The organism is Amycolatopsis sp. VC5-11 (assembly GCF_037034185.1).
GTDB classification, from domain to species: Bacteria; Actinomycetota; Actinomycetes; order Mycobacteriales; family Pseudonocardiaceae; genus Amycolatopsis; species Amycolatopsis nivea.
The window spans coordinates 226,647-253,479 of record NZ_JBAGKF010000008.1; the positions used below are offsets into that span (position 1 = coordinate 226,647).

27 protein-coding genes are annotated in these 26,833 nt (G+C 70.4%); 17 read left to right on the top strand and 10 right to left on the bottom strand.

Features of this window, described 5'->3' with window-relative positions:
- Positions 1-966: 966 nt before the first annotated feature.
- Positions 967-1,881: a hypothetical protein gene (locus WA670_RS24685; protein WP_336159001.1), complete on the bottom strand. Its 915-nt coding sequence runs from the start codon at positions 1,879-1,881 to the stop codon at positions 967-969.
- Positions 1,882-1,931: 50 nt separating this feature from the next.
- On the bottom strand, positions 1,932-2,801 hold the full coding sequence (locus WA670_RS24690; protein WP_336159002.1) for an EamA family transporter: 870 nt from the start codon (positions 2,799-2,801) through the stop codon (positions 1,932-1,934).
- Between the two features lie 69 nt (positions 2,802-2,870).
- Here WA670_RS24690 and WA670_RS24695 point away from each other — a divergent pair, with 69 nt between their 5' ends.
- From WA670_RS24695 to WA670_RS24705, 3 genes are all read left to right on the top strand, one after another.
- Positions 2,871-3,752, top strand: a complete 882-nt coding sequence (locus WA670_RS24695) for a LysR family transcriptional regulator (protein ID WP_037818684.1) — start codon at positions 2,871-2,873, stop codon at positions 3,750-3,752.
- Positions 3,753-4,010: 258 nt separating this feature from the next.
- Positions 4,011-4,478: an HNH endonuclease gene (locus WA670_RS24700; RefSeq protein WP_336159003.1), complete on the top strand. Its 468-nt coding sequence runs from the start codon at positions 4,011-4,013 to the stop codon at positions 4,476-4,478.
- Positions 4,479-4,500: 22 nt separating this feature from the next.
- On the top strand, positions 4,501-5,601 hold the full coding sequence (locus WA670_RS24705) for a helix-turn-helix domain-containing protein (RefSeq protein ID WP_336159004.1): 1,101 nt from the start codon (positions 4,501-4,503) through the stop codon (positions 5,599-5,601).
- A 49-nt stretch (positions 5,602-5,650) separates the two neighbouring features.
- Here WA670_RS24705 and WA670_RS24710 read toward each other — a convergent pair whose 3' ends face one another.
- The 3 genes from WA670_RS24710 to WA670_RS24720 form a co-directional block, all read right to left on the bottom strand.
- Positions 5,651-6,598, bottom strand: coding sequence for an alpha/beta hydrolase (locus WA670_RS24710; RefSeq protein WP_037818677.1), 948 nt, complete (start codon positions 6,596-6,598; stop codon positions 5,651-5,653).
- A gap of 117 nt (positions 6,599-6,715) precedes the next feature.
- Positions 6,716-6,859, bottom strand: coding sequence for a hypothetical protein (locus tag WA670_RS24715; RefSeq protein ID WP_205669949.1), 144 nt, complete (start codon positions 6,857-6,859; stop codon positions 6,716-6,718).
- The gene (locus WA670_RS24720; protein WP_043833512.1) at positions 6,856-7,134 is read right to left on the bottom strand and encodes a hypothetical protein; all 279 of its coding nucleotides are present in this window, start codon (positions 7,132-7,134) and stop codon (positions 6,856-6,858) included. The genes WA670_RS24715 and WA670_RS24720 overlap by 4 nt, the downstream gene beginning before the upstream one ends.
- A 67-nt stretch (positions 7,135-7,201) precedes the next feature.
- Here WA670_RS24720 and WA670_RS24725 point away from each other — a divergent pair, with 67 nt between their 5' ends.
- The 4 genes from WA670_RS24725 (at position 7,202) to WA670_RS24740 (ending at position 11,598) form a co-directional block, all read left to right on the top strand.
- Positions 7,202-7,837: a TetR/AcrR family transcriptional regulator gene (locus tag WA670_RS24725; protein ID WP_275295771.1), complete on the top strand. Its 636-nt coding sequence runs from the start codon at positions 7,202-7,204 to the stop codon at positions 7,835-7,837.
- A gap of 62 nt (positions 7,838-7,899) precedes the next feature.
- Complete coding sequence (locus tag WA670_RS24730) at positions 7,900-8,340, top strand: Fur family transcriptional regulator (RefSeq protein ID WP_037818672.1); 441 nt, start codon at positions 7,900-7,902, stop codon at positions 8,338-8,340.
- Positions 8,337-9,863 (top strand): catalase, encoded by a 1,527-nt coding sequence (locus WA670_RS24735; protein ID WP_037818670.1) that lies wholly within the window; start codon positions 8,337-8,339, stop codon positions 9,861-9,863. Before WA670_RS24730 ends, WA670_RS24735 begins: the two co-directional genes overlap by 4 nt.
- 115 nt (positions 9,864-9,978) lie before the next feature.
- Positions 9,979-11,598: an ABC-F family ATP-binding cassette domain-containing protein gene (locus WA670_RS24740; RefSeq protein ID WP_336159005.1), complete on the top strand. Its 1,620-nt coding sequence runs from the start codon at positions 9,979-9,981 to the stop codon at positions 11,596-11,598.
- Here WA670_RS24740 and WA670_RS24745 read toward each other — a convergent pair.
- Positions 11,595-12,092, bottom strand: a complete 498-nt coding sequence (locus WA670_RS24745) for a putative immunity protein (RefSeq protein WP_238607192.1) — start codon at positions 12,090-12,092, stop codon at positions 11,595-11,597. The genes WA670_RS24740 and WA670_RS24745 overlap by 4 nt on opposite strands.
- A gap of 94 nt (positions 12,093-12,186) precedes the next feature.
- On the opposite strand from WA670_RS24745, the gene WA670_RS24750 reads away from it, so the two are divergent.
- Complete coding sequence (locus WA670_RS24750) at positions 12,187-12,450, top strand: hypothetical protein (protein ID WP_336159006.1); 264 nt, start codon at positions 12,187-12,189, stop codon at positions 12,448-12,450.
- 4 nt (positions 12,451-12,454) lie between these two features.
- Here the strand turns inward: WA670_RS24750 and WA670_RS24755 are convergent, their stop codons facing one another.
- Positions 12,455-13,507 (bottom strand): YeiH family protein, encoded by a 1,053-nt coding sequence (locus WA670_RS24755; protein ID WP_078870726.1) that lies wholly within the window; start codon positions 13,505-13,507, stop codon positions 12,455-12,457.
- 97 nt (positions 13,508-13,604) lie between these two features.
- Here WA670_RS24755 and WA670_RS24760 point away from each other — a divergent pair, with 97 nt between their 5' ends.
- Positions 13,605-14,381 (top strand): GntR family transcriptional regulator, encoded by a 777-nt coding sequence (locus tag WA670_RS24760; protein WP_051729615.1) that lies wholly within the window; start codon positions 13,605-13,607, stop codon positions 14,379-14,381.
- A gap of 32 nt (positions 14,382-14,413) precedes the next feature.
- The gene (locus tag WA670_RS24765) at positions 14,414-14,794 is read left to right on the top strand and encodes a hypothetical protein (RefSeq protein ID WP_037818664.1); all 381 of its coding nucleotides are present in this window, start codon (positions 14,414-14,416) and stop codon (positions 14,792-14,794) included.
- A gap of 9 nt (positions 14,795-14,803) precedes the next feature.
- Here the strand turns inward: WA670_RS24765 and WA670_RS24770 are convergent, their stop codons facing one another.
- On the bottom strand, positions 14,804-15,595 hold the full coding sequence (locus WA670_RS24770) for a thioesterase family protein (RefSeq protein WP_238607194.1): 792 nt from the start codon (positions 15,593-15,595) through the stop codon (positions 14,804-14,806).
- 205 nt (positions 15,596-15,800) lie between these two features.
- On the opposite strand from WA670_RS24770, the gene WA670_RS24775 reads away from it, so the two are divergent.
- Genes WA670_RS24775 through WA670_RS24785 form a run of 3 tightly spaced genes read left to right on the top strand, consistent with a single transcriptional unit; the run spans position 15,801 to position 17,863 of the window.
- On the top strand, positions 15,801-16,199 hold the full coding sequence (locus tag WA670_RS24775) for a YciI family protein (protein WP_336159007.1): 399 nt from the start codon (positions 15,801-15,803) through the stop codon (positions 16,197-16,199).
- Complete coding sequence (locus WA670_RS24780) at positions 16,199-17,440, top strand: RNA polymerase sigma factor (RefSeq protein ID WP_336159008.1); 1,242 nt, start codon at positions 16,199-16,201, stop codon at positions 17,438-17,440. Before WA670_RS24775 ends, WA670_RS24780 begins: the two co-directional genes overlap by 1 nt.
- A 30-nt stretch (positions 17,441-17,470) precedes the next feature.
- Entirely contained in the window at positions 17,471-17,863 is a 393-nt protein-coding gene (locus WA670_RS24785) for an Imm1 family immunity protein (RefSeq protein ID WP_336159009.1), read from the top strand.
- Positions 17,864-17,884: 21 nt separating this feature from the next.
- On the opposite strand, the gene WA670_RS24790 is transcribed toward WA670_RS24785, so the two are convergent.
- Positions 17,885-18,718: an SDR family oxidoreductase gene (locus tag WA670_RS24790; RefSeq protein ID WP_336159010.1), complete on the bottom strand. Its 834-nt coding sequence runs from the start codon at positions 18,716-18,718 to the stop codon at positions 17,885-17,887.
- 172 nt (positions 18,719-18,890) lie between these two features.
- Here WA670_RS24790 and WA670_RS24795 point away from each other — a divergent pair, with 172 nt between their 5' ends.
- The 3 genes from WA670_RS24795 (at position 18,891) to WA670_RS24805 (ending at position 23,653) form a co-directional block, all read left to right on the top strand.
- Entirely contained in the window at positions 18,891-20,099 is a 1,209-nt protein-coding gene (locus tag WA670_RS24795; RefSeq protein ID WP_336159011.1) for a hypothetical protein, read from the top strand.
- Between the two features lie 494 nt (positions 20,100-20,593).
- A complete protein-coding gene (locus tag WA670_RS24800) occupies positions 20,594-21,352 on the top strand; it encodes a S1 family peptidase (RefSeq protein WP_336159012.1) in 759 nt (252 codons plus the stop codon).
- A 1,104-nt stretch (positions 21,353-22,456) separates the two neighbouring features.
- A complete protein-coding gene (locus WA670_RS24805; protein WP_336159013.1) occupies positions 22,457-23,653 on the top strand; it encodes an MFS transporter in 1,197 nt (398 codons plus the stop codon).
- A gap of 47 nt (positions 23,654-23,700) precedes the next feature.
- Here WA670_RS24805 and eno read toward each other — a convergent pair whose 3' ends face one another.
- Entirely contained in the window at positions 23,701-24,975 is a 1,275-nt protein-coding gene (gene eno / locus WA670_RS24810; RefSeq protein ID WP_037818651.1) for a phosphopyruvate hydratase, read from the bottom strand.
- Positions 24,976-25,270: 295 nt separating this feature from the next.
- On the opposite strand from eno, the gene WA670_RS24815 reads away from it, so the two are divergent.
- Positions 25,271-26,806 carry a fibronectin type III domain-containing protein gene (locus WA670_RS24815; RefSeq protein WP_336159014.1) on the top strand — a complete coding sequence of 512 codons (1,536 nt, stop codon included), beginning with the start codon at positions 25,271-25,273 and terminating at the stop codon, positions 26,804-26,806.
- Positions 26,807-26,833: the final 27 nt, after the last annotated feature.

Genomic DNA, 26,833 nt, shown 5'->3' on the forward strand with positions numbered 1-26,833 from the left:
CCCACCTCACCTCGATTGAAGTCAATGAGGGGACCCCTCATTGACTCTGATTCCGTGAGGGTTCCCCTCACGCACCTCCCGCGCGCCGTGAAGGAGCCCTTCACGTACCTAGATTCCCTCAAGGAGCCCTTCACGGCCCCGCCCGCACCCCCGCTCGCACCTGATGCAGGATTTCGGCGCACCCACCGCACCCAACGCGGCATTCGGTGCATCCCACGCACCCAATGTGGCATTCGGTGCGTCACATGCACCCAATGCCACATTGGGGCGCTAAAACCGCCACCGCGAACCCGCCGCAACAACCCACCCAAGCCGCGTCCCGCCCGCCCCACCGCAGCCGATGCACCCAACGAGCCAAGGCACCCACACCCCCGCAACCCCGATACGCAGCCAAAAACACGGCGCGGGGGTGCTTGTCAAGGCATCTTTCCCGCCTTGACAAGCACCCCCGCGCCGTAGTCACAATCAGGCTGAGGGGTGGTGGGCCCCACCGAGAGCGCAATGTCGCCGCCAGGCGACGAGCCGAACGAGCCGCCCCAGGAAGCTCAAACACAAACCCCACCCAGGACAGCCGCAGCCTCCACAACCATCCCGTCCACCTCCCCCGCCAACCGCTCAATCTCCCCCCACCACCGCGAATCCCGCCCCGAATCCGGAATCAGCGAAGTCCCCACCAGCAACAACAACGTATCCACCTCGTACGCCCGATCCGCCAACCGCAACAACGGCACCGGATCCCCACCGGAATCCCCGGCAGCAAAACGACAAGCCGCATGCCCCAGCTCCCGGCACACCGTCCGCAACCGTTCCCGCACCGCGTCCGCGCGCGGGTCCGCTCGAGGACCGCCGGTCCGGATATTCCACGCCACCGAAAGCAGACAGCGCCCGGCATCGTCCATCGCCGTGTTCGTCACCGGGCGAGTCTGGAAGCACCCTCCCCGCCGCGGGTGACCCGACACGCGCGGCTCACCGCATCGAGTGAAGCAACCGCACCGTCGCGTCGAGCGGCAGGCGATCGTCCGCGGCGCGCGCGAGGAAATCCTTGATCCGCTGGCCATCCGGGGTCAGCGAATCCACGTCGTTGACTTCCGCGCTCGCCGCTTCCAACGTCCCCAGCCCGGCATTGTGGTGTGCGTCCCGGACCGCGTTCCGCAGCACCGCCAGTTCCGCCGCCGACGGTCCCCGCTTCTCCGCCCGCAGCCGCTCGACGATCCGGAGCACCTGCGGCGAATGCGCGGCCAGCGACTGCCGTCCGGCGAAGGACGCGACCATCCGCGGCGTCGCCCGCGTCTCGGCAGGCGGCGGTGGCACCTCGACCGCCTCGCCGACCACCCGCAGACTCTCCAACGCCGCAGCACGCCGGCGTTCACTCTCGCGCACGCGCGCGAGCGGATCCTTCCGCCGGGACGCGGCGATCGAGCGCGCATCCGCCCGGGCCCGCTCCCCCACGTCGGTCAGGCGCGAGCGCCGTTGGTACGTGCCCTCGTCGGCGGCCTGCTTGCGCCGGTTCGCGAGCCAGGCCTCGAAGGTCTGCCCGCGCCGGGGCGGCTCGCGCACCTCAGCCATGTCGGCGGCCGACTCGTCGGCGAACCAGGCCTTCATCCGCGAGCGGAGAAAGTCGCCCGGCTTCTCGCTCGCGCGGCGCGGCCGCTGCCGGGTCCCGTCCGGCAGCGCGCTCATCGCGATCAGCAGTGCGTCCGGGCAGTATCCGTTGGAGTACCAGAACTCCAGCTGCCGCTCGACGTCGTCGCGTTCCTCCCGCGTCAGCCGCTCGGACACCCAGCCCATGCGGCGGACCAGCACGCCCGTCGACTGGGCGCGTTCGCGCGCGTCGGCGGGCACGACCGTGGACGGCCACTCCTGATCCGCGATCCGCACCATGCCGCACCTCCCTTGCCGACGACGCCTACGTTATCCCCCCGCACCGACAATTACCCGGCCCGCCGCAGCACCGCCACCGTGTTCGCCGCCACGATCACCCCGATCGCCGCCCACGCGACGGCGTCGAGCCGCTGGTCCAGCAGCACCAGCCCGACGAGCGCGGCCATCACCGGGTTGACGCTCATGAACGCCCCGAAGAACTGCGTCGGCACCCGGCGCAATGCCATCAGATCGACGAGAAACGGCAGCGCCGACGACAGCAGCCCGGCGGTGAGCGCCGCCGCGAGCGCGCCGGGCATCGGCGGGTGGTGCAGCATCGCGAACACCCCGATCGGCACGTACAGGAGACCGGACACCCCGGCCGCGGCAGCCGAACCCGCCGCCCCGGGCAGGCGACGGCCGACGGTCCGGTTCAGCAGGATGTAGCAGGCCCAGCACGACGCGGCGACCAGCGCGAGCCCCATCCCGAGGTAGTCGGTGCTCGGCTGCGGCCGCATCAGCGCGCCGACCGCGACCGCGGCGGCCACCGCGCACGCCAGGTCCGTCCGGCGCCGGGAGCCGGCCAGCGCGATCGCCAGCGGGCCGAGGAATTCCAGCGTCACGGCCAGTCCGAGGCCGATCCGGTCGACCGCAGTGTAGAGAGACAGGTTCATCGTCGCGAACACCGCGGCCAAGGCGAGCACCGGCCACCACTGCCGCGCGGTGAAGGTCCGCAGCCGCGGCCGTCCGACCGCGAGCAGCACCACGGCCGCCACCCATTGGCGGACCGCCACCACGCCAGGCGGGCCGAGCACCGGGAACGCGAGCGCCGCGGTCGCCGCGCCGACCTGGTTCGACAGCGCGCTTCCGAGCAGCATCGCGGCGCCGGCCGCCCGGGCGTCGCCGCCGCGCGTGCGCGGAGCCAGTTCCGTAGTCGCCATGCGGTCGAGCATGCGACCGGCCGATCCATGCGCAAAATGCATTGACCGCATCAGCGATACGCTGGACGCATGGATCTGGAGCTGCGCCAGCTGCGCTGCCTCGTGACGATCGTGGACGCGGGCACGTTCACCGACGCCGCGCTGGAACTCGGCGTCTCGCAGGCGGCGGTATCCCGGAATCTGGCGTCGCTGGAACGGGTTCTCGGCGTGCAGCTGCTGCATCGCACCAGCCGGAGCCTCGAGCCGACGACCGCGGGCGTCCAGGTGCTCGCCCGCGCCCGGCATCTGCTCGCCGAGGCCGACGACCTCGTCCGCGAAGCGACCACCGGGCACACGCGGCTGCGCATGGGCCACGCGTGGTCGGCGATGGGCAGGCACACCGCGGAGTTCCAGCGTCGCTGGGCCGCCCGGTACCCGGACGTCGAACTGCTGCTCGTGCGCGCCAACACCGCGACCGCCGGGCTGGCAGAAGGACTCGTCGATCTCGCCGTGGTGCGCCACCAGGTGCCGTCGGGCAAGTACGCGCACGCGGCGGTCGGCCGCGAGGACCGCTACTGCGCCATGGCCGTCGACGATCCGCTCGCCGGACGCCGCACCGTCACGCTCGCCGATCTCGCGTCGCGGCTGCTGGTGATCGATCCGCGCACCGGCACCACTTCCGCCGAGCTGTGGCCGCCGGAAGCGCGCCCGCGGATCGAGTACACGCACGACGTCGACGACTGGCTGGCCGCCATCGCCACCGGCCGCTGCGTCGGCGTCACCCCGCATTCCACGGTGACGCAGTACCGCCGCGACGGCATCGTGTACCGCCGGGTCCGCGACGCGCCGCCGGTGCCGGTCCAGCTCGCGTGGCGCGCCCACGATCCGCATCCGGCCACGCACGCCGCGGTGGCGTTGCTCGGCGAGCTGTACCGGAAGCCGCCGAAAACCGCTTCCGCGCGCCCGCGATAGTCCACTGTGGATCTTGAACCCGGGGCGATCATTTTCCGTTGACGCGGCGGCGCGGGGCGGCAATGATGAAGTCGTCCAGCCACGAAAGGAACCACGGAATGCCGCGTCGCACCGAACGCATGCACCTGTCGGGCATTCCCGGCTCCGCGCCATGACGTGGCCTGCCACGCCGTGAGCGAGGAGCCGCCCGCCGGAACGCCGGCCGGGCGGCTTTTGCGTTCGCGGCCCGTTCAGCCCCGAAAGGAGGTGCCCGTCGCCATGGGAGTCCTGGTTCTCAATGCCGGCTACGAGCCCCTGCACACCGTCTCACTCCCCCATGCCATCCGGATGCTGGTCCGCCAGGTCGCGGTCGTCCACGAAAGCGACGGGCCGGACCTCGGCGTCTTCCCGCGGCCGAAGGTGGTGCGGCTGCTGCGCTACGTCGTGATGAAATGGCGCTATTCCGGGCCGCCGCGCTGGTCGCGTACCGGCGTGCTGCGGCGAGACCGGCACACGTGCGCCTACTGCGGGCGCCGGGCCACCACGGTCGACCACATCACGCCGGTGTCGCGCGGCGGTCCGCGCACGAGATGGCTCAACACCGTCGCGGCCTGCGGCGGATCGGCGCGCAGCTGCAACGCGCGCAAGGCCGACCGCACGCCCGCCGAAGCCGGGCTGACGCTGCGTTTCCCGCCGCGCGTCCCGCGGTGGGAGGAGCTGCATCCGCTGGCCGGACTGTCCACATGAGACTCACGCTAGGCTGTACCCCGTGAAGGGCTTGCTGCTGCGGCTGTCCGCGGTCGATTCCGGCGCGGAAACGGCGGTGCGCGTCATCGCGTATTTCGACGAGCTGATCGCCCGGCGCGCGACGCTGCCGGATTTGCTGCGCGCTACGGCTTTTCTCGCGGAATGCGCAGCCGGGATTCGCCGTGCGGACGGAACCGTGCTCCGGTACCGGCCGACCGGCGAACCCGGCGGCGACGGCCCGGTTCCGCCCGGCGCGGTCGTCGCGGACCTCGACGGCGCCGGGCGGGTCTGGCTGGAACGCGCGGGAGAACCGGGACCGCTCGACGACCTCGTGCTCGAACGGCTCGCGATTGCGGCGAAGGTGCTCAACCCGGTCGAACCGCCGCCTGCCGCACCGCATCTCGCCGACCCGGCGCTGGTCGAGCTGGTGCTGGGAGAACAGGCGGCGGACGAGGACCGGGCGCGGGCGCTGACCCTGCTCGGCCTGGACACCGCGCGCCCGCTGCGAGTGGTGGCGGTCGCTTCGGGCGAGGGTCGCGATGCCGGCGCGGACGCGGTCGCGCTCGTCGCCCGCGGCAAACCGCTCGGCGCGCGGGTGGCCGTGGTCGGCGGGGTGGCCGCGGTGCTGGTGCAACCGCGCGAGGGTCCGGATTCGGTTGTCCCGACGCTGAACGAGACGTTGGCGTTGCGGGCCAAGGACCGCACGCTGCCCCGGGTGGGAGTCGGCGACGCGGTGGACGGCCTCGAAGCCCGGCGATCGTGGCTGCAAGCCCGTCTGGCACAACGATTCGCGGCGACCGCACGGCCGTTGATCGTGCACGAGGACCTCGGCGCGGTGACGCTGCTGGCGGAGATCCCGGTCGAGCACCTGCGCGCGCAGCCGGACGTGCTGGCGTTGAACGCGCTCGCCGAGAGCGGCGATCTGGAAACGCTGGAAGCCTTCTGCCGCACGGGTTCCCTCCGCCAGGCGGCGATCGCGCTGCACCGGCACCACAGTTCGGTGGCGGCGCGGCTGGCGCACGTGGAGGACGCACTGGGATGGTCCCTGGACGACCCGGCGGGACGATTCCGGGCGCGGCTGGCGTTGGCGGCGCGGAGGTTGGCGAACAGCGAGATCTCGTGAGTGTCGATGCCGGTTCTCACCGGAACAGACACTCACGAGAACCCCGGCCTCAGCCCTCCTCGACCCCCAGCACCCGGGCCAGCACCGCCCGTCGCTCAGCGGTCTCCCGGCGGCTCACCGTCGCGTGCTGGATCACCCCGGAACCGTGGAATGTCCCCGGGAACAAGTGCAGTTCCGTAGGCACCCCAGCCGCCAAAAGGCTTTGTGCGTAAGCGATTCCCTCGTCGCGCAGCGGGTCGAACTCCATCACCGACACATAAGCAGGCGGCAACCCCGAAAGATCCGTCGCCCGGGCGGGCGCCGCATAAATCGGGACGTCCGAACCGCCGCGCTTGACCGCTTCGCCGAGGTAGTAGTCCCAGCTCGTCTCGGCGGCTCCGCGGTGCCAGATCGGCGTGTCCGCGAACCGGCGCATGCTGCCGGTCTCGAGGCGGTCGTCCAGTTCGGGCACGGCGAGGAACTGGAACGCGATCGCCGGGCCGCCGCGGTCGCGGGCCAGCAGGGCGAGCGCCGCGGCCAGTCCGCCGCCCGCGCTCACGCCGTACAGCACCACCTTTTCCGGGTCGATGCCCAGTTCGTCCGCGTGCTTGACCGACCATTCGAGCGCCGCGTAGCAGTCCTCCAGCCCGGCCGGGTACGGATTCTCCGGCGCGAGCCGGTACTCGACCGACACGATCACGACGCCGAGGTCCCTGGCCAGTTCGAGGTTGGCCGCGTGGTCGACCTCCAGGTCGCCCAGCGCGAAACCGCCGCCGTGGATGTCGAACACCAGCGCCTTCGTCGCGACGCGATCGGGCGTGTACACGCGGATCGGGATGTCGCCTTCGGGACCGGGCACGGACTCGTCGCGCGTGCTTACTCCGGTTTCGTCGAAGTCGCCCTGCATCGTGGCGATCAGCTCGGCCATGCCCGCCCGCGCGGCAGCGATGTCGTGAAGGTCGACCTCGGGCAGCATCGGGACCGCGGCGGCGATTTCGGGATCGAACGGATAACTCATCGACGGCCTCCGTCTTCCAGGGGAAGACTCCATCGTGCCGAAATCCCGGACCCGGCGGGCACCGCCACGCGTCGCGTACCGAACGCGTTCCTCCCGCCGACTGGCGCGTGCCCCGCCTCAGCGCCCCACTTTCTTCCAGATCACCACGATCCCGACGACCGCCACCAGCACCGCCCCCAGCACGATCAGCCCCTTCACGAACAGATCGTGCACGAGGTGCTGCAGCATCTCGTCCCCGTCGGCGAGCAGCACCGCGTTCACCGGCCGGACCGCTTCCGGCCCGGGTCCTCGTCCAGCCACCGCGCGGCGTGGCGCACGACCTCGCCGCCGACCCGCCCGCGCACTCCCCGCGCCCCGCGCCGGTCCATCGCCCTGGCCGCGGATTTCGCCAGCACCGCCGCGCCTTCGCGCACGCGCTCCCCCTTGCCGCGCCGCCTCAGCGAAACGATCAGCGCGAACGCGCCCAGCCCGACGACCACGACGATCCCGGCGATGATGCCGAACCGGATCAGCAGGATGTTCAGCACCGTCTCCACAGCGCACCCCTTTCTGTCACACCTGTGATACAAACCGTTTCTATCACGGCTGTGATATAAAAGTCCAGTGCCTAGAGTGGTGGACGGGGAAGAGCGGCGCGCGCACATCGCCGACGCGGTGCTGCGGCTGGCCGCGAAGGACGGGCTGCACGCGGTCTCGCTGCGCGCGGTGGCGGCGGAATCGGGCCTGAACATCGGTTCGGTGCGGCATTACTTCGACAGCCAGCACGCGCTGATGCGGTTCGCGATGCGCACCACGATCGACCGGACGACCGCGCGGCTCGTCGAACGCCGCGAGAAGATCGGTTCGCTGTCGGAGCTGCCGCCGGACGAGGCCGTCGACCAGCTCGCCGAGTTCCTGTCCGAACTGCTGCCGCTGGACGAACGACGGCGCACCGAGGTGACCGTGCTGGTCGAATTCCTGATGGCCGCGCGCGCCGACCCGGGTCTGGACGACCTGGCCCGGGAAGCGGTCCAGGGCACCGTGACGCTGGCCCGCCGCATCCTCGACGCCCAGGTCCGGAGCGGCCGCTTCGAGCCGAAGGACCCGGAAGTCGAGGCGCCCCGGCTGGCCGCGCTGCTGGACGGGCTCGCGTTCCGGGCCGTGCTGCAGCCGGGACTCACCTCGCCGGAGGAGTGCGTCGCCGTCCTTCGCGCGCATCTCGCCGAACTCGTCCGACCGGTGGGTGACACCCAGGTGTGAGCGGCGCGGAGACCGGGTAACCGGCGGAACTGGAGCGGTTCCAGATCCCGGGGAGGACTCCGATGCCGGACTCGGCGGCGACGCTGCGAGCGGCGGGCCTGCGCGTCACCAAACCGCGGCAAGCCGTGCTCGGCTGGCTCGGCGAGCATCCGCACGCGACGGTCGAGGCGATCGCCGCGGGCGTGCGCGAAAGCCTGGGCAGCGTGTCGATCCAGGCGGTCTACGACGTGCTCGCCGCGTGCGGCGACGCGGGTCTCGTCCGCCGGATCGAGCTGTCCGGGCATCCGGCGCGGTTCGAACGGCGGACCGGCGACAACCACCACCACGTGGTGTGCCGCCGCTGCGGCCGGGCCGAGGACGTCGACTGCGTCCGCGGCGAGGCCCCCTGCCTCACGCCGCACGACCGGCGCGGGTTCGCCGTCGACGAGGCCGAGATCGTCTTCTGGGGTCTGTGCCCGGACTGCTCCGGCGTTTCCGACCACCACGAGGAGCTCGCGAGATGACCGAAGAACCGAAACCCCCGGCGACCACCACGGACTCCGGGATCCCGGCCGAGAGCGACGAGCATTCGCTCACCGTCGGACCGGGCGGCCCGATCCTGCTGCAGGACCATTACCTGATCGAGCAGATGGCGCAGTTCAACCGGGAACGGGTGCCGGAGCGGCAGCCGCACGCGAAGGGCAGCGGCGCGTTCGGGCACTTCGAGGTGACGAACGACGTCAGCCGCTTCACCAAGGCGGCGGTGTTCCAGCCGGGCACGAAAACCGAGATGGCCGCCCGGTTCTCCACGGTGGCCGGCGAACGCGGCAGCCCGGACACCTGGCGCGACCCGCGCGGGTTCGCGCTGAAGTTCTACACCTCCGAGGGCAACTACGACCTCGTCGGCAACAACACCCCGGTGTTCTTCATCAAGGACCCGCTGAAATTCCAGCACTTCATCCGGTCGCAGAAACGCCGCGCGGACAGCAACCTGCGCGACCACGACATGCAGTGGGACTTCTGGACGCTGTCCCCCGAATCGGCGCACCAGGTCACCTGGCTGATGGGCGACCGGGGGATCCCGCGCACGTGGCGGCACATGAACGGCTACAGCTCGCACACCTACATGTGGGTCAACGCCGCGGGCGAGAAGTTCTGGGTCAAGTACCACTTCAAGACCGACCAGGGCGTCGAGCACTTCACCCAGCACGAGGCCGACCAGATGGCGGCCGCGGACACCGACTACCACACCCGCGACCTGTTCGAGGCCATCGCGCGCGGCGACTACCCGAGCTGGACCCTGCACGTCCAGGTCATGCCGTTCGAGGACGCGAAGACCTACCGGTTCAACCCGTTCGACCTGACGAAGGTGTGGCCGCACGGCGACTACCCGCTGATCGAGGTCGGGAGGATGACGCTGAACCGCAACCCGACCGACCACCACGCCGAGATCGAGCAGGCCGCGTTCGAGCCGAACAACATGGTGCCCGGCATCGGCCCGAGCCCGGACCGGATGCTGCTGGGCAGGCTGTTCGCCTACGCCGACGCACACCGGTACCGGATCGGCGCGAACTACAAGCAGCTTCCGGTGAACGCCCCGCACGCGCCGGTGCACAGCTACAGCAAGGACGGCGCGATGCGCTACACGAAGGTCTCCGACCCGGTGTACGCGCCGAACTCCAAGGGCGGCCCGCGCGCGGACACCGAACGCTACGGCACGCCCGCCGGCTGGCACGCCGACGGCGAGATGGTCCGCTCGGCCTACGTTGACCACGCCGAGGACGACGACTGGACCCAGCCGGGCACGCTCGTGCGCGAGGTGCTGAACGACGCCGAGCGCGAGCGGCTGGTCGACAACATCGTCGGGCACCTGCTCAACGGGGTGACCGAACCGGTGCTGAAGCGGGCCTTCGAGTACTGGCACAACGTGGACAAGGACCTCGGCGACCGCGTCGAGTCCGGCGTGCGCGCGAAGCAGGACGAGAAGGACCCGAAGGCAGCCGAGCAGGCGAACCCGGCCCGGGAGAGCATGCAGCGCAAGGCATAAGGCGATCCCGAAAGCGGCGGTGCCGATTCCGGCCGGCGCCGCCGCTTTTGTGTCCTCTGTGGACAGCCGAAAAACCGTGCGGCGATTCGCGGCCGCCTGGGTAGAGTGCGCGGACATGGGGCATTTGGAGGCCGCGCATCTGCGCCACGTGCTGCCCGACGGGCGTCCGCTGCTCGGCGACGTCTCGTTCCGGGTCGGCGAGGGCGCGGTCGTCGCGCTGGTCGGCCCCAACGGCGCGGGCAAGACCACGCTGCTGCGCATGCTGTCGGGAGAGCTGAAGCCGGACGAGGGCTCGGTCACGGTGTCTGGCGGGCTGGGCGTGATGGCACAGTTCGTCGGGTCGGTGCGCGACGAACGCACGGTGCGCGATCTGCTGGTTTCGGTTGCCCCGCAACGGGTTCGCGACGCCGCACTGGCGGTCGACGCGGCTGAGGAGCGGCTGCTGGAGGTCGACGACGAGGCCGCGCAAATGCGGTACGCGCAGGCGCTCAGCGACTGGGCCGAAGCCCGCGGATACGAGTTCGAGACCACGTGGGACATGTGCACCACCGAGGCGCTCGGCGTGCCGTTCGACCGCGCGCGCTGGCGGCTCGTGCGCACGCTCAGCGGCGGCGAGCAGAAACGCCTCGTGCTGGAGGCGCTGCTGCGCGGGCCGGACGAGGTGCTGCTGCTGGACGAGCCGGACAACTATCTGGACGTGCCCGGCAAACGCTGGCTCGAAGCCCGGCTGAAGGAAACCCGCAAGACCGTCCTGTTCGTGTCGCACGACCGCGAACTGCTCGCGCGAGCGGCGGACAAGATCGTGAGCGTCGAGCCTGGCGGCGACGGCGCGGACGCCTGGGTGCACGGCGGCGGTTTCGCGACGTATCACGAGGCGCGGCAGGAACGCTTCGCCCGCTACGACGAACTGCGCCGCCGCTGGGACGAGAAGCACGCCCAGCTCAAACGGCTGGTCCGGGACATGCAGCAGTACGCCGCGCGCAGCGACGAAATGGCGTCGCGGTACAAGGCGGCGCAGACCCGGCTGCGGAAGTTCGAGGAGGCCGGGCCCCCGCCGGAACCGCCGCGGCCGCAGGACATCCGGATGCGGCTGCGCGGGGGCCGCACCGGCGTGCGCGCGGTGACCTGCGAGAACCTCGAACTCACCGGGCTGATGAAGCCGTTCTCGCTGGAGATCTTCTTCGGCGAGCGCGTCGCGGTGCTCGGTTCGAACGGCTCCGGGAAGTCGCATTTCCTGCGGCTGCTCGCGGGCGGCGACGTCGCGCACACCGGCGGATGGAAGACCGGAGCCCGCGTCGTGCCCGGCCATTTCGCGCAAACGCACGCGCGTCCGGAGCTCACCGGCCGCACGCTCGTCGACGTGCTGTGGACCGAACACGCGGCCGACCGCGGCGCGGCGATGGCGGCGCTGCGCCGGTACGAACTGCACCGCCAGGGCGAGCAGGCGTTCGACCGGCTGTCCGGCGGACAGCAGGCGCGGTTCCAGATCCTGTTGCTGGAACTGGCCGGAACCACCGCGCTGCTGCTGGACGAGCCGACCGACAACCTCGACCTGGAATCGGCCGAGGCGCTGCAGGACGGGCTGGAGTCGTACGAGGGCACGGTGCTCGCGGTCACCCACGACCGCTGGTTCGCGCGCTCGTTCGACCGCTACCTGGTCTTCGGCTCGGACGGCGTGGTGCGCGAGACTCCGGAACCGGTCTGGGACGAGCGGCGGGTGGAGCGGGGTCGCTAACCCTTGCGCAGCAAGGCATCCAGCTCGCGCACCAGCTCCCCCGCCCGGCCCCGGCCGCCCGGAGCCGCCGGGTACCGCGACAGAACCCGCACTACCACGGGATCAGCCGCCGGATGCTGCGGGGTCAACCCGGCCAATTCGCAGGCATACGCCGCATGACCGGCCGAGCCGAGGATGTGCCACACCTGGGTCGCCTTCGCGAGCGGATGCAGATACGCCGCACCGGCAGCGGCGACCGCGGCCCGGGCAGCCTCGCTCGCCGCGGCCTGACCGGCGTCGCGGGCTTCCTGATACGCCCGCTGCGCCGCCCACGCACCGTCGCGAATCGCCTTGCCGCGCTGAGCTCCCTGAGCAAACGCCCGGGCGGCATCGATCGCCTCGTGCGGACGCCGATCGCCTGGACGGGCTTGTTCGAAGATCGGCAGCGCGGGTTCCGCACAAGCCACCGCGTAGGCCGTCACGGCACGAAGCTCGGAGAGGTCGAGTTCGATCATGTGCTTGAACTGTATCGTTGAACCGCCGGTTGGCAGTTCGACGCGACTTCCGGCAGGAATGCCCAGCAGAACCCTCAACCGGGGAAGGACGGCAGTGGACGAGCGGAGGGCGTGGTCCGAAGCCGACAAGGCGGCCTACCGCGAGTTCGTGCGCACCCACCACCCGGACGTCGGCGGCGACCCGGACGAGTTCGCCGCGGGGCTCCGCAAGTTCCGGCGCGATGAAAACGCCGCGGGGACCGAACCGGTCCCGCGCGGCGAATCCTTGGTGTTCGTGCGCCGGAGCCGAGGGCTGCCCCGGCTCCTCGACGCGTTGACCGAGCGCAGGCGGCGGAAGCGGAATCCGCGCGTGCGCTAGCGCGTCACATCCCGCCGGTCAGCGCCTGCAGCCCGAGGCTCGACGCGGCGACCGCGATCCACAGGATGGCTCCCATCAGCAGCGGCTTGTGTCCCGCCTTGCGCAGGTCGGACGGCTTGAGCGCGAGGCCGATCCCGGCGAGCGCCATGGTGATCAGGAAGGTGCCGAGCGTCGACAGCGGCGCGTGCCACGATTCCGGGATCCAGCCCGCGCTTTCCACCGTCGCGGCGGCCAGGAAGCCGATCAGGAACGGCGGCACCAGCCGGTGCCAGGGCATGGCGCGCAAGGAAACCCGGCCGCCGGACTGCTTGCGCGCGGCGAGCACGGCGAGGAACAGCACGATCGGGATCAGCGTGAGCGTGCGGGTGAGCTTCACGACGAGGCCGTACGAACCGGCGTCGCCGCCATACGCGTAGGAAGCCGCGACGACGGAAGACGTGTCGTTCACCGCGGTTCCGGCCCACAGGCCGAACGCGTGCGGCGACATCCCAAGCGCGTGCCCAAGCGGCGGGAACAGCAGGACCGCGGCGACATTGAAGGTGAAGATCGTGCCGAGCGCGTAAGCGATGTTGGCTTCCTTCGGCTTCAGCACCGCACTGGTCGCCGCGATCGCCGACGCACCGCAGATGCCGGTGCCGACGCCGATCAGCGTCTGCGTGTCCCCGCGGACGCCGAGCAGCCTGCCGAGCACCCACGCGCCGCCGAGCGCGACCGCCAGGGTGCCGAGCATCACCGGCAGCGACTGCCCGCCGACGTGCACGACCTGCTGGATCGAGAGTCCCGTGCCCAGCACGACGATCGACAGCTGGAGCACCGGCCGCGACGCGATCGCGTAGCCCGGGCTGAACCGCCAGCCGCGCAGCCCCGGCACGACCGCGCCGGCGACCGCGCCGAGCAGGATCGCGAGCACCGGCCCGCCGACCACCGGAACGAGCTTGCCGCCCGCCGTCGCCACCGCCGCGACCAGCAGCGCGACCGCGAGCCCCGGCACCGGGCGGGCGAGCTTGGCCCGCCACTGCACCGTCGCGCGCGTCGCTCCGAGCGTCGCGCCGGTCACCGGTTCACTCCTGTGCGCACTACTGGCCTCCTCCGTAATGTACGTACATTTAATCTAAGAGCTGTCCGTACATTTGGCAAGCGGTAGTGTTCCCGGCATGGGCGAGGCAGAGCTGGTCCGCACCGGCGGACAGCCGCTGTGGCGGCAGTTGCAGCAGCGACTGCTGGTGCGCATCCGCGCCGGGGAGTTCGACAGCGCGTTCCCCGGGGAGCTCGCGCTCGCCGACGAATACAGCGTCAGCAGGCAGACCGTCCGGCAGGCGCTGCGGGAACTGCGCGCGGACGGCACGCTCATCGCCGAACGCGGACGCCAGCCCCGCGTCGCCGCGGCCGCGGAGATCCAGCAGCCGCTCGGCGCGCTCTACAGCCTCTTCGCCGCGGTCGAGGAGGCCGGGCTCGACCAGCACAGCGTCGTGCGCCGGCTCGACATCCGCGCGGACGCGGTGGTCGCCGAACGGCTGTCGCTGGAGGGCTCCACTCCCCTGCTGTACCTGGAACGCGTGCGGCTGGCCGGAAACGACCCGCTGGCCGTCGACCGGGTGTGGCTGCCCGCCGACCTCGCCCGGCCGCTGCTGGAAGCGGATTTCCAGCACACCAGCCTGTACGGCGAACTCCACCGCCGCACCGGCGTCCGGCTCGACCACGGCGAGGAGCAGATCCGCGCCGTCGTGCCGACCCGGGCCGAACGCACCCTGCTCGGCTGCGGCGAAACCGTCGGCGCGTTCTCCATCGGACGCCTCGGCACCAGCGCGGGCAAACGGATCGAATGGCGGCACACGCTGGTGCGCGGCGACCGGTTCGCGCTCACCGCGGAGTTCTCCGGGCGCACCGGGTACCGGTTGGTCACCACGGGGGCACTTGCCGGAACCCGCTGACCCGGCGGGCGCCGGGTCGCTACGCTCCGCGCATGTCGATCTTCGCGCGGATTCTGCAGGTCTTCTTCATGGTCGCCGGGCTGGCGAGCATCGGTGTCGGGCTGATCATGGTGCTGATCGCCAAACCCCATTGGTACTGCGAGGTTTCTCGCAACGGGGAGGCGACCACCTGGTGCTACGAGAACGACCTCGAGGCGCTGACCAGCTATCACCTGTTCTGGTTCGTGCTCGGCCTCGCGCTCGAGATCATGGCCGTCGCGGTCGTCGCGGGCGCACGCCGCAGGACCGTCGAAAACCTGCTGATGTCGATGAACTCCCCAGCGGCCGCGCCGACGTTCTCCAGCTCGCTGCCGCCCGCCCCCGGTCCGTACCCCGGCTACCCGCAGCAGCAGCCGCCGTACCCGGGGCAGTAGCCCAGGAACTCAGCCGATCCGGATCCCGGCCAGTTGCGTGCCCTGCGCGACCAGCGTCCCGGCGCTGTCCCAGACGTGGCAGGACTCGTCGACCCGCCCGTCGCCGATCAGGTGAGCGCGGTGCAGCACGCGCACCGGGCCGGGTGCCGGATGGGCCCGCACGTAGGCGGTCAGTTCGAGCGTCGGCACCCAGCCGGACGGCGCGACGTCGAGGGTCGCCGGAGGCAGGGCGTCGACGGCGAACAGCAGGCTGAGCGGGTCGAACGGCTCGTCGCCGGGCAGCGCCAGCAGGGCGCGCAGTTCGCCGCGGCCGCTGGGCCCGTCGGCGAGCGGGCGGTCGAAGTACACGTCGATCTCGTCGCGGATGGCGATCGGGATGCCGGACGACAGCACGTCCGGGCCCCACGGCTCCTCCGGGAACGGCCCGAACTCCGGCTGCGGCACGCCGTCCTGCCAGAACGGTTCGGCCGCGCCGAGAACGCCCAGCGTCAGCAGGGCCTCGACCTGCGGCACGCCGTCCTTGAGCAGCCGTCCGCGCAATTGGGTCGCGGACCGGCCGGTGCGCAGCACCTCGACCTCGATCTCCGCCGGCCCCGGTTCGGGCGAGCGCAGGTAGTGCGCGCTGGCGGCGAGCACGTCCGGATGCCCGGAAACGACGGTCGCCGCGCGCGCGATGGTCGCCAGCAGGTATCCGCCGTTCGGGCGGCCGCCGATGGTCCACGCCGGGCTGAGGTCGACGCTGAACTCGGTGTCCGAACGCTGCTTGACCGCCGACACCGCGGCGAAGGTCGTCGTGCTCACGGGTCCCTCCAGGTGAGTTGCTTCCCGCAACCTACCTGCTAGGCCGTTCGGACGTCCCGGGCACTGAGACTCACGCCACCCGTTCTGTCCCCGCTCGCCGAATTTCCCGGCAAGATGACGCGAAACGTGTCGAGGACGGCGCGCGGGTTCCGTTCCCTTGATGAGCCCGCCCGGAAGCGGCGAGCCGGAACCTGGAGGAAACGTTATGCCGAAGTACATGCTGCTGCAGACCTACGCCCAGGGCGAAGACTGCGACGCGCCGCTGCCGGAATGGGCCCCGGAGGACATCCGCGCGCACATCCAGTTCCAGCACGTGCTGAACGCCGAGCTGACCGAGGCCGGGGAACTCGTCGAGGCGGAGGGTCTGGCCGGGCCGGAAGCGGCGAAGACCGTGGTCGCGGACGGCAAGGGCGGCGCGGTCGTCACCGACGGCCCGTTCGCGGAGGGCAAGGAACTGCTGGCCGGATACCGGGTGGTGGACGTCGAGTCGGAGGCGCGGGCGCTGGAGATCGCGACCCGGGTTTCGGCCGCACCCGGCCCCGAAGGCGCGCCGCTGCGGGTGCCGATCGAGGTGCGCCAGGTCATGAGCGCACCGGAGGTGTGATGCCGCGGGCCGAGGTCGAGGACCTGGTGCGCACGCTCGCGCCCCAGGTCCTCGCCGTCCTCGCGCGCCGGTCCGGCGATTTCGGCGCGGCCGAGGACGCGACGCAGGAAGCCCTCCTCGCCGCGGTGCAGCACTGGCCCGTCGAGGGGATTCCGGAGAATCCGCGCGGCTGGCTGCTGCAGACCGCCAGCCGCCGGATCATCGACATTTTCCGCAGCGACCAGGCCCGGCGGCGGCGCGAGGACACCGTCGCCGCCGAGCCGCCAGGCGCCGAAGTGCCGGACCGGGACGACACGCTGACGCTGTTGTTCCTGTGCGCGCACCCGTCGCTGACGTCGGCGTCGGCGATCGCGCTGACGTTGCGAGCGGTAGGCGGCCTGACGACCGCGGAGATCGCCAGCGCGTTCCTCGTGCCGGAAACCACGATGGCGCAACGGATCAGCCGGGCGAAGGCGAAGATCAAGAAGTCCGGGCTGCCGTTCCGGATGCCCGCCGCAGACGAGCGGCAGGCGCGGCTGCGGTCCGTGCTGCACGTGCTGTACCTCGTGTTCAACGAGGGCTACACGAGCAGCGGCGGCCGCCGTCTGCACCGCACCGAACTCTCCGCCGAGGCGATCCGGCTGGCGCGGCTGCTGCACGCCGCGCTGCCGGACGACGGCGAAGCGGCCGGTTTGCTCGCCCTGATGCTGCTCACCGACGCCCGCCGGCCGGCCCGCACCGGACCGGACGGCGACCTCATCCCGCTCGCCGACCAGGACCGGTCGCGGTGGGACCGTTCGCTGATCCGGGAAGGCGTCGCGCTGATCACCGCCGCGCTGACCCGCGACGGCATCGGCGAATACCGTCTCCAGGCCGCGATCGCCGCAACGCACGACATCGCGTTGCGGGCCGAAGACACCGACTGGCCGCGCGTGCTCACGCTGTACACGCGGCTCGAGGCGCTGACCGGCAATCCGGTCGTAACGCTCAACCGCGCGATCGCGACTGCGATGGTGCAGGGACCGGACGCCGGGCTGACCATGCTCGCCGGACTCGACGACCGGCTCCCTGACCACCACCGCCTCGCCGCCGCCCGCGCCCACCTGCTGGAGCTGGCCGGCGAACGGGAGGAAGCCGTCCGGCACTACACCGCGGCCGCCGCCCGTACCGGAAACACCGCTGAACAGCGCTATCTGACGCTGCGCGCGGCCCGTCTGCGCGCCGGCCATTCCACAAGTCGCTCGCCGATCGGCACCGAGTAGTATCAGGACACTTCACGAGCGGAGCGCACCATGGCGAGCATCGAAGACGCCCGTCGCCGGACCGGGTACGACGTCACCGAGACGACTGTCGACGACGTGCTGTCCGCCCTGCGCTCCGCCGAACCGCCCGTGCCGGACGCCGGGGTCGTCTGGTGGCTGTACGCGGGCCGGAAGCCGCGGACGCCGTACCTGGTCGCCGGTGTGCGCGGTGCGCGAGGAAGCCTGGCGTGGCACGAAAACGGCGAGACTTTCCTGCCCGCGGACGGCGTCGGCGAGGAGCCGGTCGACTATTACAGCCTGCAGGGAGCGCACTTCCCGCAGCCGTCCGGCAGCGAGGTTTCCGCCGAGGAAGTGCTGCGCGCCGTGCGGGAACTGTGCGAATCCCAGACGCGACCTGCCTGCGTTTCCTGGAAGCCCGCGTAACTTCTGTCCACAGTGGACTGCTTAGCGGCGTGCGAAGTCGACCTGGTGCGCCCGCGCCCACTCCCGGAATGACGTCGCTCGCCCCGTGAACCGTTCCGCCGTGTTGTTCACCGGCGCAAGACGGCCCACTGCCGCCTCCTCCACGTCCATCAGGTGCTCCAGGACCGCTGCGGGCATCCACTCCGGACGCCGCGCCAGCGCCTCACTCCGCGTTTCGGTCGCCACTTCGATCGAGCGACCCAGCTCCTCCGCCAGGGTCTCCACGATCGCACGCAGCGTCATCGACTCCGGCCCGGTCACCGTGAGCATCCGCCCTGGATAGCTACGCTCTGTGAGCAGTTTCGCGGCCACTGCCGCCACGTCCGCCTCGGCCGTCGGCGTGAACTGCGATTCCGGGGAGACGAGCCGCACCGGTCCCCCGTCCCGGATCGCCGCGCCCCAGTCGCGCCGGGTGTTGCCCATCAGCCAGCCCGGGTACAGCACCGTGAACGGCAATCCGGACTCCGCGACCGCCGTCTCCGCGGGCAAATGCCCCCGCCGGATCGGATTGTCCGCCGCCCCCTCGTAGACGTCCGGTGACGACAGCAGCACGACGTACGAAACTCCGGCTTTTCTCGCTGCCGCAAGGAAATCCGCCGCACCATTCGGTCGCGTCGGATACAGGAAGATCGCGTCCACGCCGCGCAGCGCGTCCTCGAACCCGCCCTCCGCCGCGAGATCCACTGACACCGCGTCTGGCAGATCGAGTGTGGCCGCATCGCGCGCCGACCCGCGCACCTCGTGCCCGCCCTCGCGGAGCACCCGGACGACCTCGCTCCCGACATTCCCGCGCGCCCCCGTCACCAGGATGGTCATCCCACACTTCCTTTGCTGTTAAATTAACTTTGTTTGCAAAGCTATAGCCGTGACTCAGTGCTGTCAACCTCCCGCGTCCGGTACACGACCGGGCGAGATCGTTGTATGGATCGTGTACGGATCCCCCCGACACTCCGGCAGTTCGATTCGGACGAGTGAAGGGAGATCCGTCGTGGTCGGGAATGTGACGGTCCGGCGCACGGTCGCCGCACTGCTCGCCGCGGGGGCGGTCACCGCAGTCGCGACGCCGGTGAGCGCCGCCGAAGCCACCGCCTGGCGAGCCGATCTGTCCTCAGTGGACAGTGACGACGTCAACGTCGCGGCGGCCAGCGGCGCACTCACGCTGCGAGACGCCGCGTGGAGACCCGCCGACCGGGCCGCGGGCAGCGAGGGCTACCTGCTCTCCGCAGAACGACGCCTGCCCGCGCCGGTGAACCGAGTAGCCGCAGAGATCTCCGCCGACGCCCCGCAGGGCACCACGGTCGACGTCGACGTCCGCGGCCGCTCCGGCGCCGACGACTGGACCGAATGGACCCCCGCCGGCACCGCACTCCCGCGGGCGGTGAACGTCGTACAGACCAGGATCACGCTGTCCAGCACCACCGCCGCCCGCCCCACCGTGCGCGAGGTCGACCTGACCGGTTCGCTGTCCCCGCAAGCGAACGCCATCGTCGCGTCCACCCCGCTGACCTACACCATCTATGCCACCCGCGAAGGCCTCACCGGCCACACCACCGCGAACGGCCACGTCATCGCGAGCAACGACCACTTCGTCGCGCTGCCGTCCGGAAAAGCCTTGTCGCCCAAGGGAACCGGCAACTACACCGTGCGAGTGTGCAAGACGGACAACAGCCGCTGCGAATACGCGCCGGTCTGGGACGTCGGCCCGTGGAACACCAAGGACGACTACTGGAACCCGTCCTCGGTGCGCGCGGAGTACAAGGACCTGCCGCAAGGCCAGCCCGAGGCCTACGCCGCCTACCACAACGGCTACAACGGCGGCCGCGACGATCTCGGGTACAAAGTGGGCAACCCCGCGGGCATCGACCTGGCCGACGGCACCTTCAACTCGGGAGTCGGCCTGGGCGACAACGGAAACGTGAAGGTCACCTACCTGTGGACGGGCTCCGCCGCGGCGACCGGTCTGGTGCAGACGGCAGGCGACCCGGTGAACGTCCGGTCGGGCGCGCACACGACCTCGTCGGTGAAGGGCCTGGCGGCGAACTACGCCAAGGTGAACATCGAATGCTACGTCAACGGGGACTCGGTGACCGGGAAATTCGGGACGAGCAAGATCTGGGACCGGATCGGGCCTGGGCACTACATCTCGGACACGTATGTGAAGACCGGCTCGGACAAGCCGGTGGCTCCGCTCTGCTGAGGTCCTGGGGGTGCCGGTGCGGGGTCTGGGGCTGACTCCGCACCGGTGGCTCCCGTTCGCGTGTCCGTTCTGCCGAATTGATCGCGGGTTGCCGGTGGACTTCAGACCGGGTCGCGCCAAACGGCTCTGGCCAGGCCTTCCCGCAGGCCATCGATCGAGCACTCCGCTCCTGGGCAGTTCCTCGCCAACGACCCCGCCGTCGCCAGATTTCGCTCCGAGAACCCCGCCTGCTTCCCTCGCTCCCGGCGGGTCGCGTCTCCGAATTCCGTTTCCCTGAGCCGTTCTTCGCCCTGTTCCCGTCTCTCCGCAAGCCTTCTCTCCACGCACCGTCCGCGATCCCTTGGCCCGAGCCGTGTTCGGGAAGCAATCCCCCTCAGCCGCCGCGGGAGTCCGGATCCGGGCTCCCGCGGTTTCCACCCGGTTCAGCGACGGTTTTCCCCTCAACCGCCGGTTAAAGTGGTCTTCGTGCGCTGCCGCAGCCGAGGGGGTCCGCCATGCCACGCCGATTCGCATTCATCGTCGCCGTCGTCCTGTCCGTCATCAGCCTGAGCACATCCGCTGCCGGGGCCGTACCGACCGTCATCGGGGGAGAAAAAGCTTCCCTGGCACAGCATCCGTACGCGGTGTACTTAGTGGACAGTCACGGAACCCAGTTCTGCGGCGGCGTCATCGTCAGCCGCACCGCGGTCGCGACCGCCGCGCACTGCGCCGCCACCGTTCCGATCGGCGAGCTCCGCGTAGTCGCCGGACGGGAAGACAAACGCAGCCAAGACGGAGTCGTCCGCGCGGTGTCCGCCGCCTGGCAACACCCGGATTTCCGTACCCCGCAACAAGGTTCGGACATCGCCGTCCTGACCGTCCGCGGCTCGCTCCCCTACCGCCCCGCCGACTTGGCCCGCGATCCGAGCCGCTACCCCGCCGGAACCAACGCCACCGTCCTGGGCTGGGGCCGAACCGCCGACGGCGGCGACCGGTCGGACTACCTGCGTCAAGCCACCGTCCCCGTGGCCGACGACTCCTTCTGCCACACCGCGTACCCGGAATACTCCGCGACGAGCATGCTGTGCGCCGGCTACCCGAACGGCGGCATCGACGCCTGCAAAGGAGATTCCGGAGGCCCACTGGTAGTCGGCGACACGGTAGTAGGCATCGTCTCCTACGGCGACGGCTGCGGAAAGCCCGGCAAACCCGGGATGTACACCAGGGTGACGTCCTTCGCTGACGACATCGCCGCCCACGCCGGACTCAGCTGAACCCGCGCGCCCAACCGACACCCCGTTGCCCGGACCGACGCTCCTGTCCGCCACGGCGAAATTGCCGGTGCGCGGAAACCGCTCATGCGACACCGCAGCAAGTCCATTCTGAGGCAGGTTGTCCACCGTCTGTCACACGTCGAACGCACGGCCCCGGCGATCGCCACAACCCCGTGACGCACACCGACGACCGGACCGGGTCGCTCCACACGGAAGGAACAGCAGAACCCACGCGACTCCCTGAGCACGGCAAGGTAAAGTCCAAGACATGACGTCGCCGAAGGCCAGCAGACGGTAGCCGCCCAGCAGCAAGCTGGGCGGCGGAGTGACGGGTGCCGGACTTGCTGCGGATTGGGCTGACCAGCTAAAGCTTCACCACAAACGCCGTGCTGTTGGGTTGTGCCCTGAGCAGGTTCTCGTGAGTGTTGCCGCCGGTTCTAACCGGCATCAACACTCACGACTGCCAAGCGCACCGACGGCAAGGTCTGCCAGCCAGCGCCAAGCCTGCGCGCGGTGGCCATACCGTGGTGAAGTCTGACGCCGCAGGCAAACCTCGCCGTTCGATACGCGTTCTGGCGAACGCTTGGGCACAGCAGAGCTGCTGGCAAAGCACACTCGGCCCCACGGCACCGCCAAGCGGGCTCAGTGCCACGGCACCGCGGGCAAGGCACTCTCGCACGCGGAGCACCGCTGGCAGAACGTGCCTGGCACCGCGGGCAAAGCACACTCGGCACCGCAGCACCGCCGAACGAGATCGGCACCGCAGCACCGCTGGCAAACTCGCTCGGCATCACAGCACCGCCGAGCGAGTTCGGTGCCGCAGCACCGCCGAGCGAGCTCGGCATCGCGGGCAAAGCACGCTCGGCACTGCTGCACCGCCGACCGAGTTCGGTGCCGCAGTACCGCGGGCGAAACGCGCTCGGTGCCACAGCACCGAGTGAGCTCGGCACCACGGCACCGCAGGCAGAACGCGCTCGACACCGCAGGACCGCTGGCCGAACACGCTTGGCACCGCAGCACTTGGGCGAAGCCTGCTCACGATCCGTCCCGCCGCGGCAAAGTTTCGCCCCGCGCAACTGCAGCCAAGCGCCCAGCCCACCGCGCGTGCTGCTGCCCGCGAGCCCAAGGCACCCCACTCCGCAAACGAACCGTCCTCAATCCTCTGGCGTCCTCGACGCCAACAGCCGTTCGGAGTCGATTCCCTTGCCTCCCATAATTTTCCTCCTAGCGAGCGCAGTCTTCGCCCAAGGCACCTCGGAGTTCGTCCTCTCCGGGCTCCTCCCCCAGATCGCCGCGGCCACCGGTGTCTCGCTCGGCACCGCCGGGTTGCTCACGTCTCTCTTCGCGGCCGGAATGGTCGTCGGCGCGCCGGTTCTCGCGATGCTTGTCAGCAAACTCGCGCGCAAGATCGCGCTCATCGCCTTCCTCGGGCTCTTCGCAGCAGTCCACGTAGTCGGTGCTCTCACCACCGACTTCCCGCTCCTCCTCGTAACCCGCGCCCTCGCGGCATTCGCCAATGCTGGGTTTCTCGCAATAGCGCTTGCGTCGCTGCCGTCGCTCGTCGCGGAGGACGCTGTCGGGCGAGCGACTTCCGTGTTGCTGTCCGGTGTCACGCTCGCGTGCATCGTCGGCGTTCCGGCCGGGACGGTGCTCGGGCAGTACGCCGGGTGGCAGGCCGCGTTCTGGGCGATCGCGGCGATCACGGGCGTGGCCGCCGTCGCGCTAACAGGAGCGAAGTTCGACAACCCGCCAGCAACAAGTCCGGTGTATCGCGAGTGGCGGGTTCTGGCGCAGCCGCGCGTCGTGGCTACCGTCGGCAAGGGGGTTCTCGTCAACGGCGGCACCTTCGCGGCCTTCACCTACCTCGGCACGATGACCGCCCCATCCGAATGGGTTCCGGTCGTGCTGGCGGTGTTCGGGGTGGGGTCGTTCGTCGGCGTCACGATCGCGGGCAAGGCGGGGCCGCGGATCCTCAAAGCGGGCACGGTGGTGCTGACCGCCGGATGGGTGGCGGCGTTCTTCGCGGCGCAGAGTCTTCCGGGGCTCATCGCCGCCGCGTTGCTGACCGGGGCGATGGCGTTCGGCGTCGGGTCCGCGTTGATCGCTGCGATCGTCACGTCTGCCAGCAATGACGCGCCGCGAGTAGCCGGGGCGATCGCGACTACTGCGTTCAATCTCGGCGCGGTGGTCGGGCCTGCGGTGGCGGGGGCCGTCGTCCTCGATGCGGCGCATGCGCGTGCGGCGTTCTGGGTCAGTGCGGCCTTCACTGCGGCGGCGGTGTTGCTGAGGGTCAAGAAGTAGAGAAAGGCGGCCCGGGCGAGAGGGCCCGGGCCGCCTCAAAAACCAGCTCAGCGCAGGGTGTCCCAGCCTGCGTAGCGAGCCTCGGTGCCCAGCTCCTCTTCGATTCGGATCAGCTGGTTGTACTTCGCCGTGCGGTCCGACCGCGACAGCGAACCCGTCTTGATCTGGCCGCAGCCGGTCGCTACCGCGAGGTCGGCGATCGTGGTGTCCTCGGTCTCGCCCGAACGGTGCGACATGACCGCCGAGTAGCCAGCCTTGTGCGCGGTGTCGACCGCGGACAGGGTCTCGGTCAGGGTGCCGATCTGGTTGACCTTGATCAGGATCGAGTTGGCGATGCCGCGCTTGATGCCGTCGCGCAGGATTTCGACGTTCGTGCAGAACAGGTCGTCGCCGACGAGCTGGACGCGGTCGCCGATGCCGTCGGTCAGCTGCTTCCAGCCGGCGTAGTCGTCCTGGGCGAGACCGTCCTCGATCGACACGATCGGGAAGCGCTCGGTCAGCTCGGTCAGATACGCGACGTGCTCCTCGATGCTGCGCTTGCGGCCCTCGCCGGTGTAGTCGTAGACGCCGTCGCGGTAGAACTCCGACGCCGCCGGGTCCAGCAGCAGCGCGATGTCCTTGCCCGGCTCGTACCCGGTCTGCTCGATCGCGCGGACCACGAACTCGAGCGCCTCGTCGGCCGACCCCAGCTGCGGCGCGAACCCGCCCTCGTCGCCGACATTCGTGTTGTGTCCCGCGTCGTGCAGCGATTTCCGCAGCGTGTGGAACACTTCCGAGCCCATCCGCACGGCATCGGCAAACGTCTCCGCGCCGACCGGGCCGATCATGAACTCCTGGAAGTCGATCGGGTTGTCCGCGTGCGCGCCGCCGTTGATGATGTTCATCATCGGCATCGGCAGCAGATGCGCGTACACCCCGCCGACGTAGCGGTACAGCGGCAGCGTGTTCGCCGCGGCGGCCGCCTTCGCCACCGCCAGCGAAACCCCGAGCGTCGCGTTCGCGCCCAGGCGGGCCTTGTTCTCGGTGCCGTCGAGGGCGATCAGCGCGCGGTCGACGTCGGCCTGCGCCTCGGCCTCCATGCCGACCACGGCGTCGGCGATCTCGCCGTTCACCGCGTCGACCGCCTTGCGCACGCCCTTGCCGTGGAACCGCTTCGCGTCGCCGTCCCGCAGCTCAACGGCCTCGCGCGTGCCGGTGGAGGCCCCGGACGGCACCGCCGCCCGGCCCGCCGACCCGTCCGCCAGCACCACGTCGACCTCGACCGTCGGGTTGCCCCGGCTGTCGAGCACCTCACGGCCCCGGACCCGGACGATGCCTGTCATAACGCTCCTCGGAGGTTCGAGCCGAAGCACTCAGCGCACGCTCCGTGAAGCGCCCCGGCAGCAACGCGGCACCACGGCGAGCCGCACGTCACCCCGGAGGCTAGCAGAAGGATTCTGAATCGATCAGGCTGAGCCGGGAGAATCCACTTCGGACAGTCCGGAACCCGTTTCCCGGCAAAGGGAACGAACCGGAACCGGCGGAAAGGACGCTTCACGCCCCGGACAGCTCGCGTTCATCGGCGGGCCGCGCGGCCGGCATAGCTTCGCTTCCGCCGGGGAGCCGGAGGAGGCCGCCATGTCCAGCACCGTCAGCCGTCGAGGAGCACTGGGTCTCATGGGCGCGAGCGCTGCCGTACCACTGCTCGGCACTGGTACGGCAGCCGCCGCTCCGCTCATGCCGACGCCGGGCGGTGGCGCCACCCCGGTGCAGGGTTTGCATCTCACGTTCGGCCGCGATCCCGCGCGGCAGATGGTGGTTTCGTGGCTCACCGACGGTCCGGTCGGCCGTCCTCGCGTCCGCTACGGCACGATCGACGACGGCTTCGGCTCGTCCGCGCCCGCAGTCACCCGCACCTACCTCGACGGCGCGTCCAACCGCACGGTCTGGGTGCACCACGCCGAGATCGACCGCCTCTGCCCGAACACCGAGTACCTCTACGTCGCCCAGCACGACGGCGCCACACCCGACGCGGGCACGTTCCGCACCGCGCCCAGCGGCCGGTCCGCGTTCACCTTCACCAGCTTCGGCGACCAGTCCGCGCCGCAGGTCACCTGGGATCTCAAGGGCGCGCCCGCGCTCGACTTCTTCTCCACCCCGGCGACGAAGGACATCGTCACCGGCATCGAGACCGTCGCGCCGCTGTTCCACCTGCTCAACGGCGACCTCTGCTACGCCAACCTCGACGTCGACCGCGTGCGCACCTGGAACAACTTCTTCACCAACAACACCCGCTCGGCGCGGTACCGGCCGTGGATGCCCGCCGCGGGCAACCACGAGATCGAGAAGCAGAACGGCGCGATCGGCATGGACGCCTACCAGGCGTACTTCCAGCTGCCCTCCACCGAAACCGACCCCGAACTGGCCGGGCTCTGGTACGGCTTCACCGTCGGCTCGGTCCGGGTGATCGTGCTGCAGAACGACGACAACTGCCTGCAAGACGGCGGGGACGTCTACGTCAGCGGCTACTCCGGCGGGCGGCAGCTCGCCTGGCTGGAGAAGGAACTCGCCGCGGCACGGGCGTCGCGCGACGTGGACTGGATCGTCGTCGCGATGCACCAGGTCATGATCAGCACGTCCGACGCGAACGGCGCCGACCTCGGCCTGCGCGAGAAGTACGGCCCCCTGTTCGACCGCTACGGCGTCGACCCGGTGCTTTGCGGACACGAGCACGACTACGAACGCTCCCTCGCCGTGCACGGCGTCGTCGCGGGAAGCGAGACGCTCACGCCGAACCCGGTCTCCGACGCGACCGACGACATCGACGCGACGCACGGCACCGTGCACATGGTTCTCGGCGGAGGCGGCGTCTCCGGCACCACCAACGGCAGCTTCTTCAGGGACGGCACGGGAAAGGTGCTGACCGCCGTCGCGGACAAGCGGGATCCCGCCACGGGCAAGCGGAAACCGACCTACGTGCGCGAAAAAGCGGTGTGGAGCGCGGTGCGCGACCTCGACCACCCCTACGGTTTCGCCGCGTTCACCGTCGACCCCGGACGCCGACCGGGCGGCACGACGACCATGCACGTGACCTACTACAACGTCACCAAGCCGACCGGCGAGCTGTCGGTGTTCGAACGGTTCTCGTTGCACCGCAAGCGCGCCGACGGCTGACGTCAACCCCTTCTCCCGCCCCGCCCG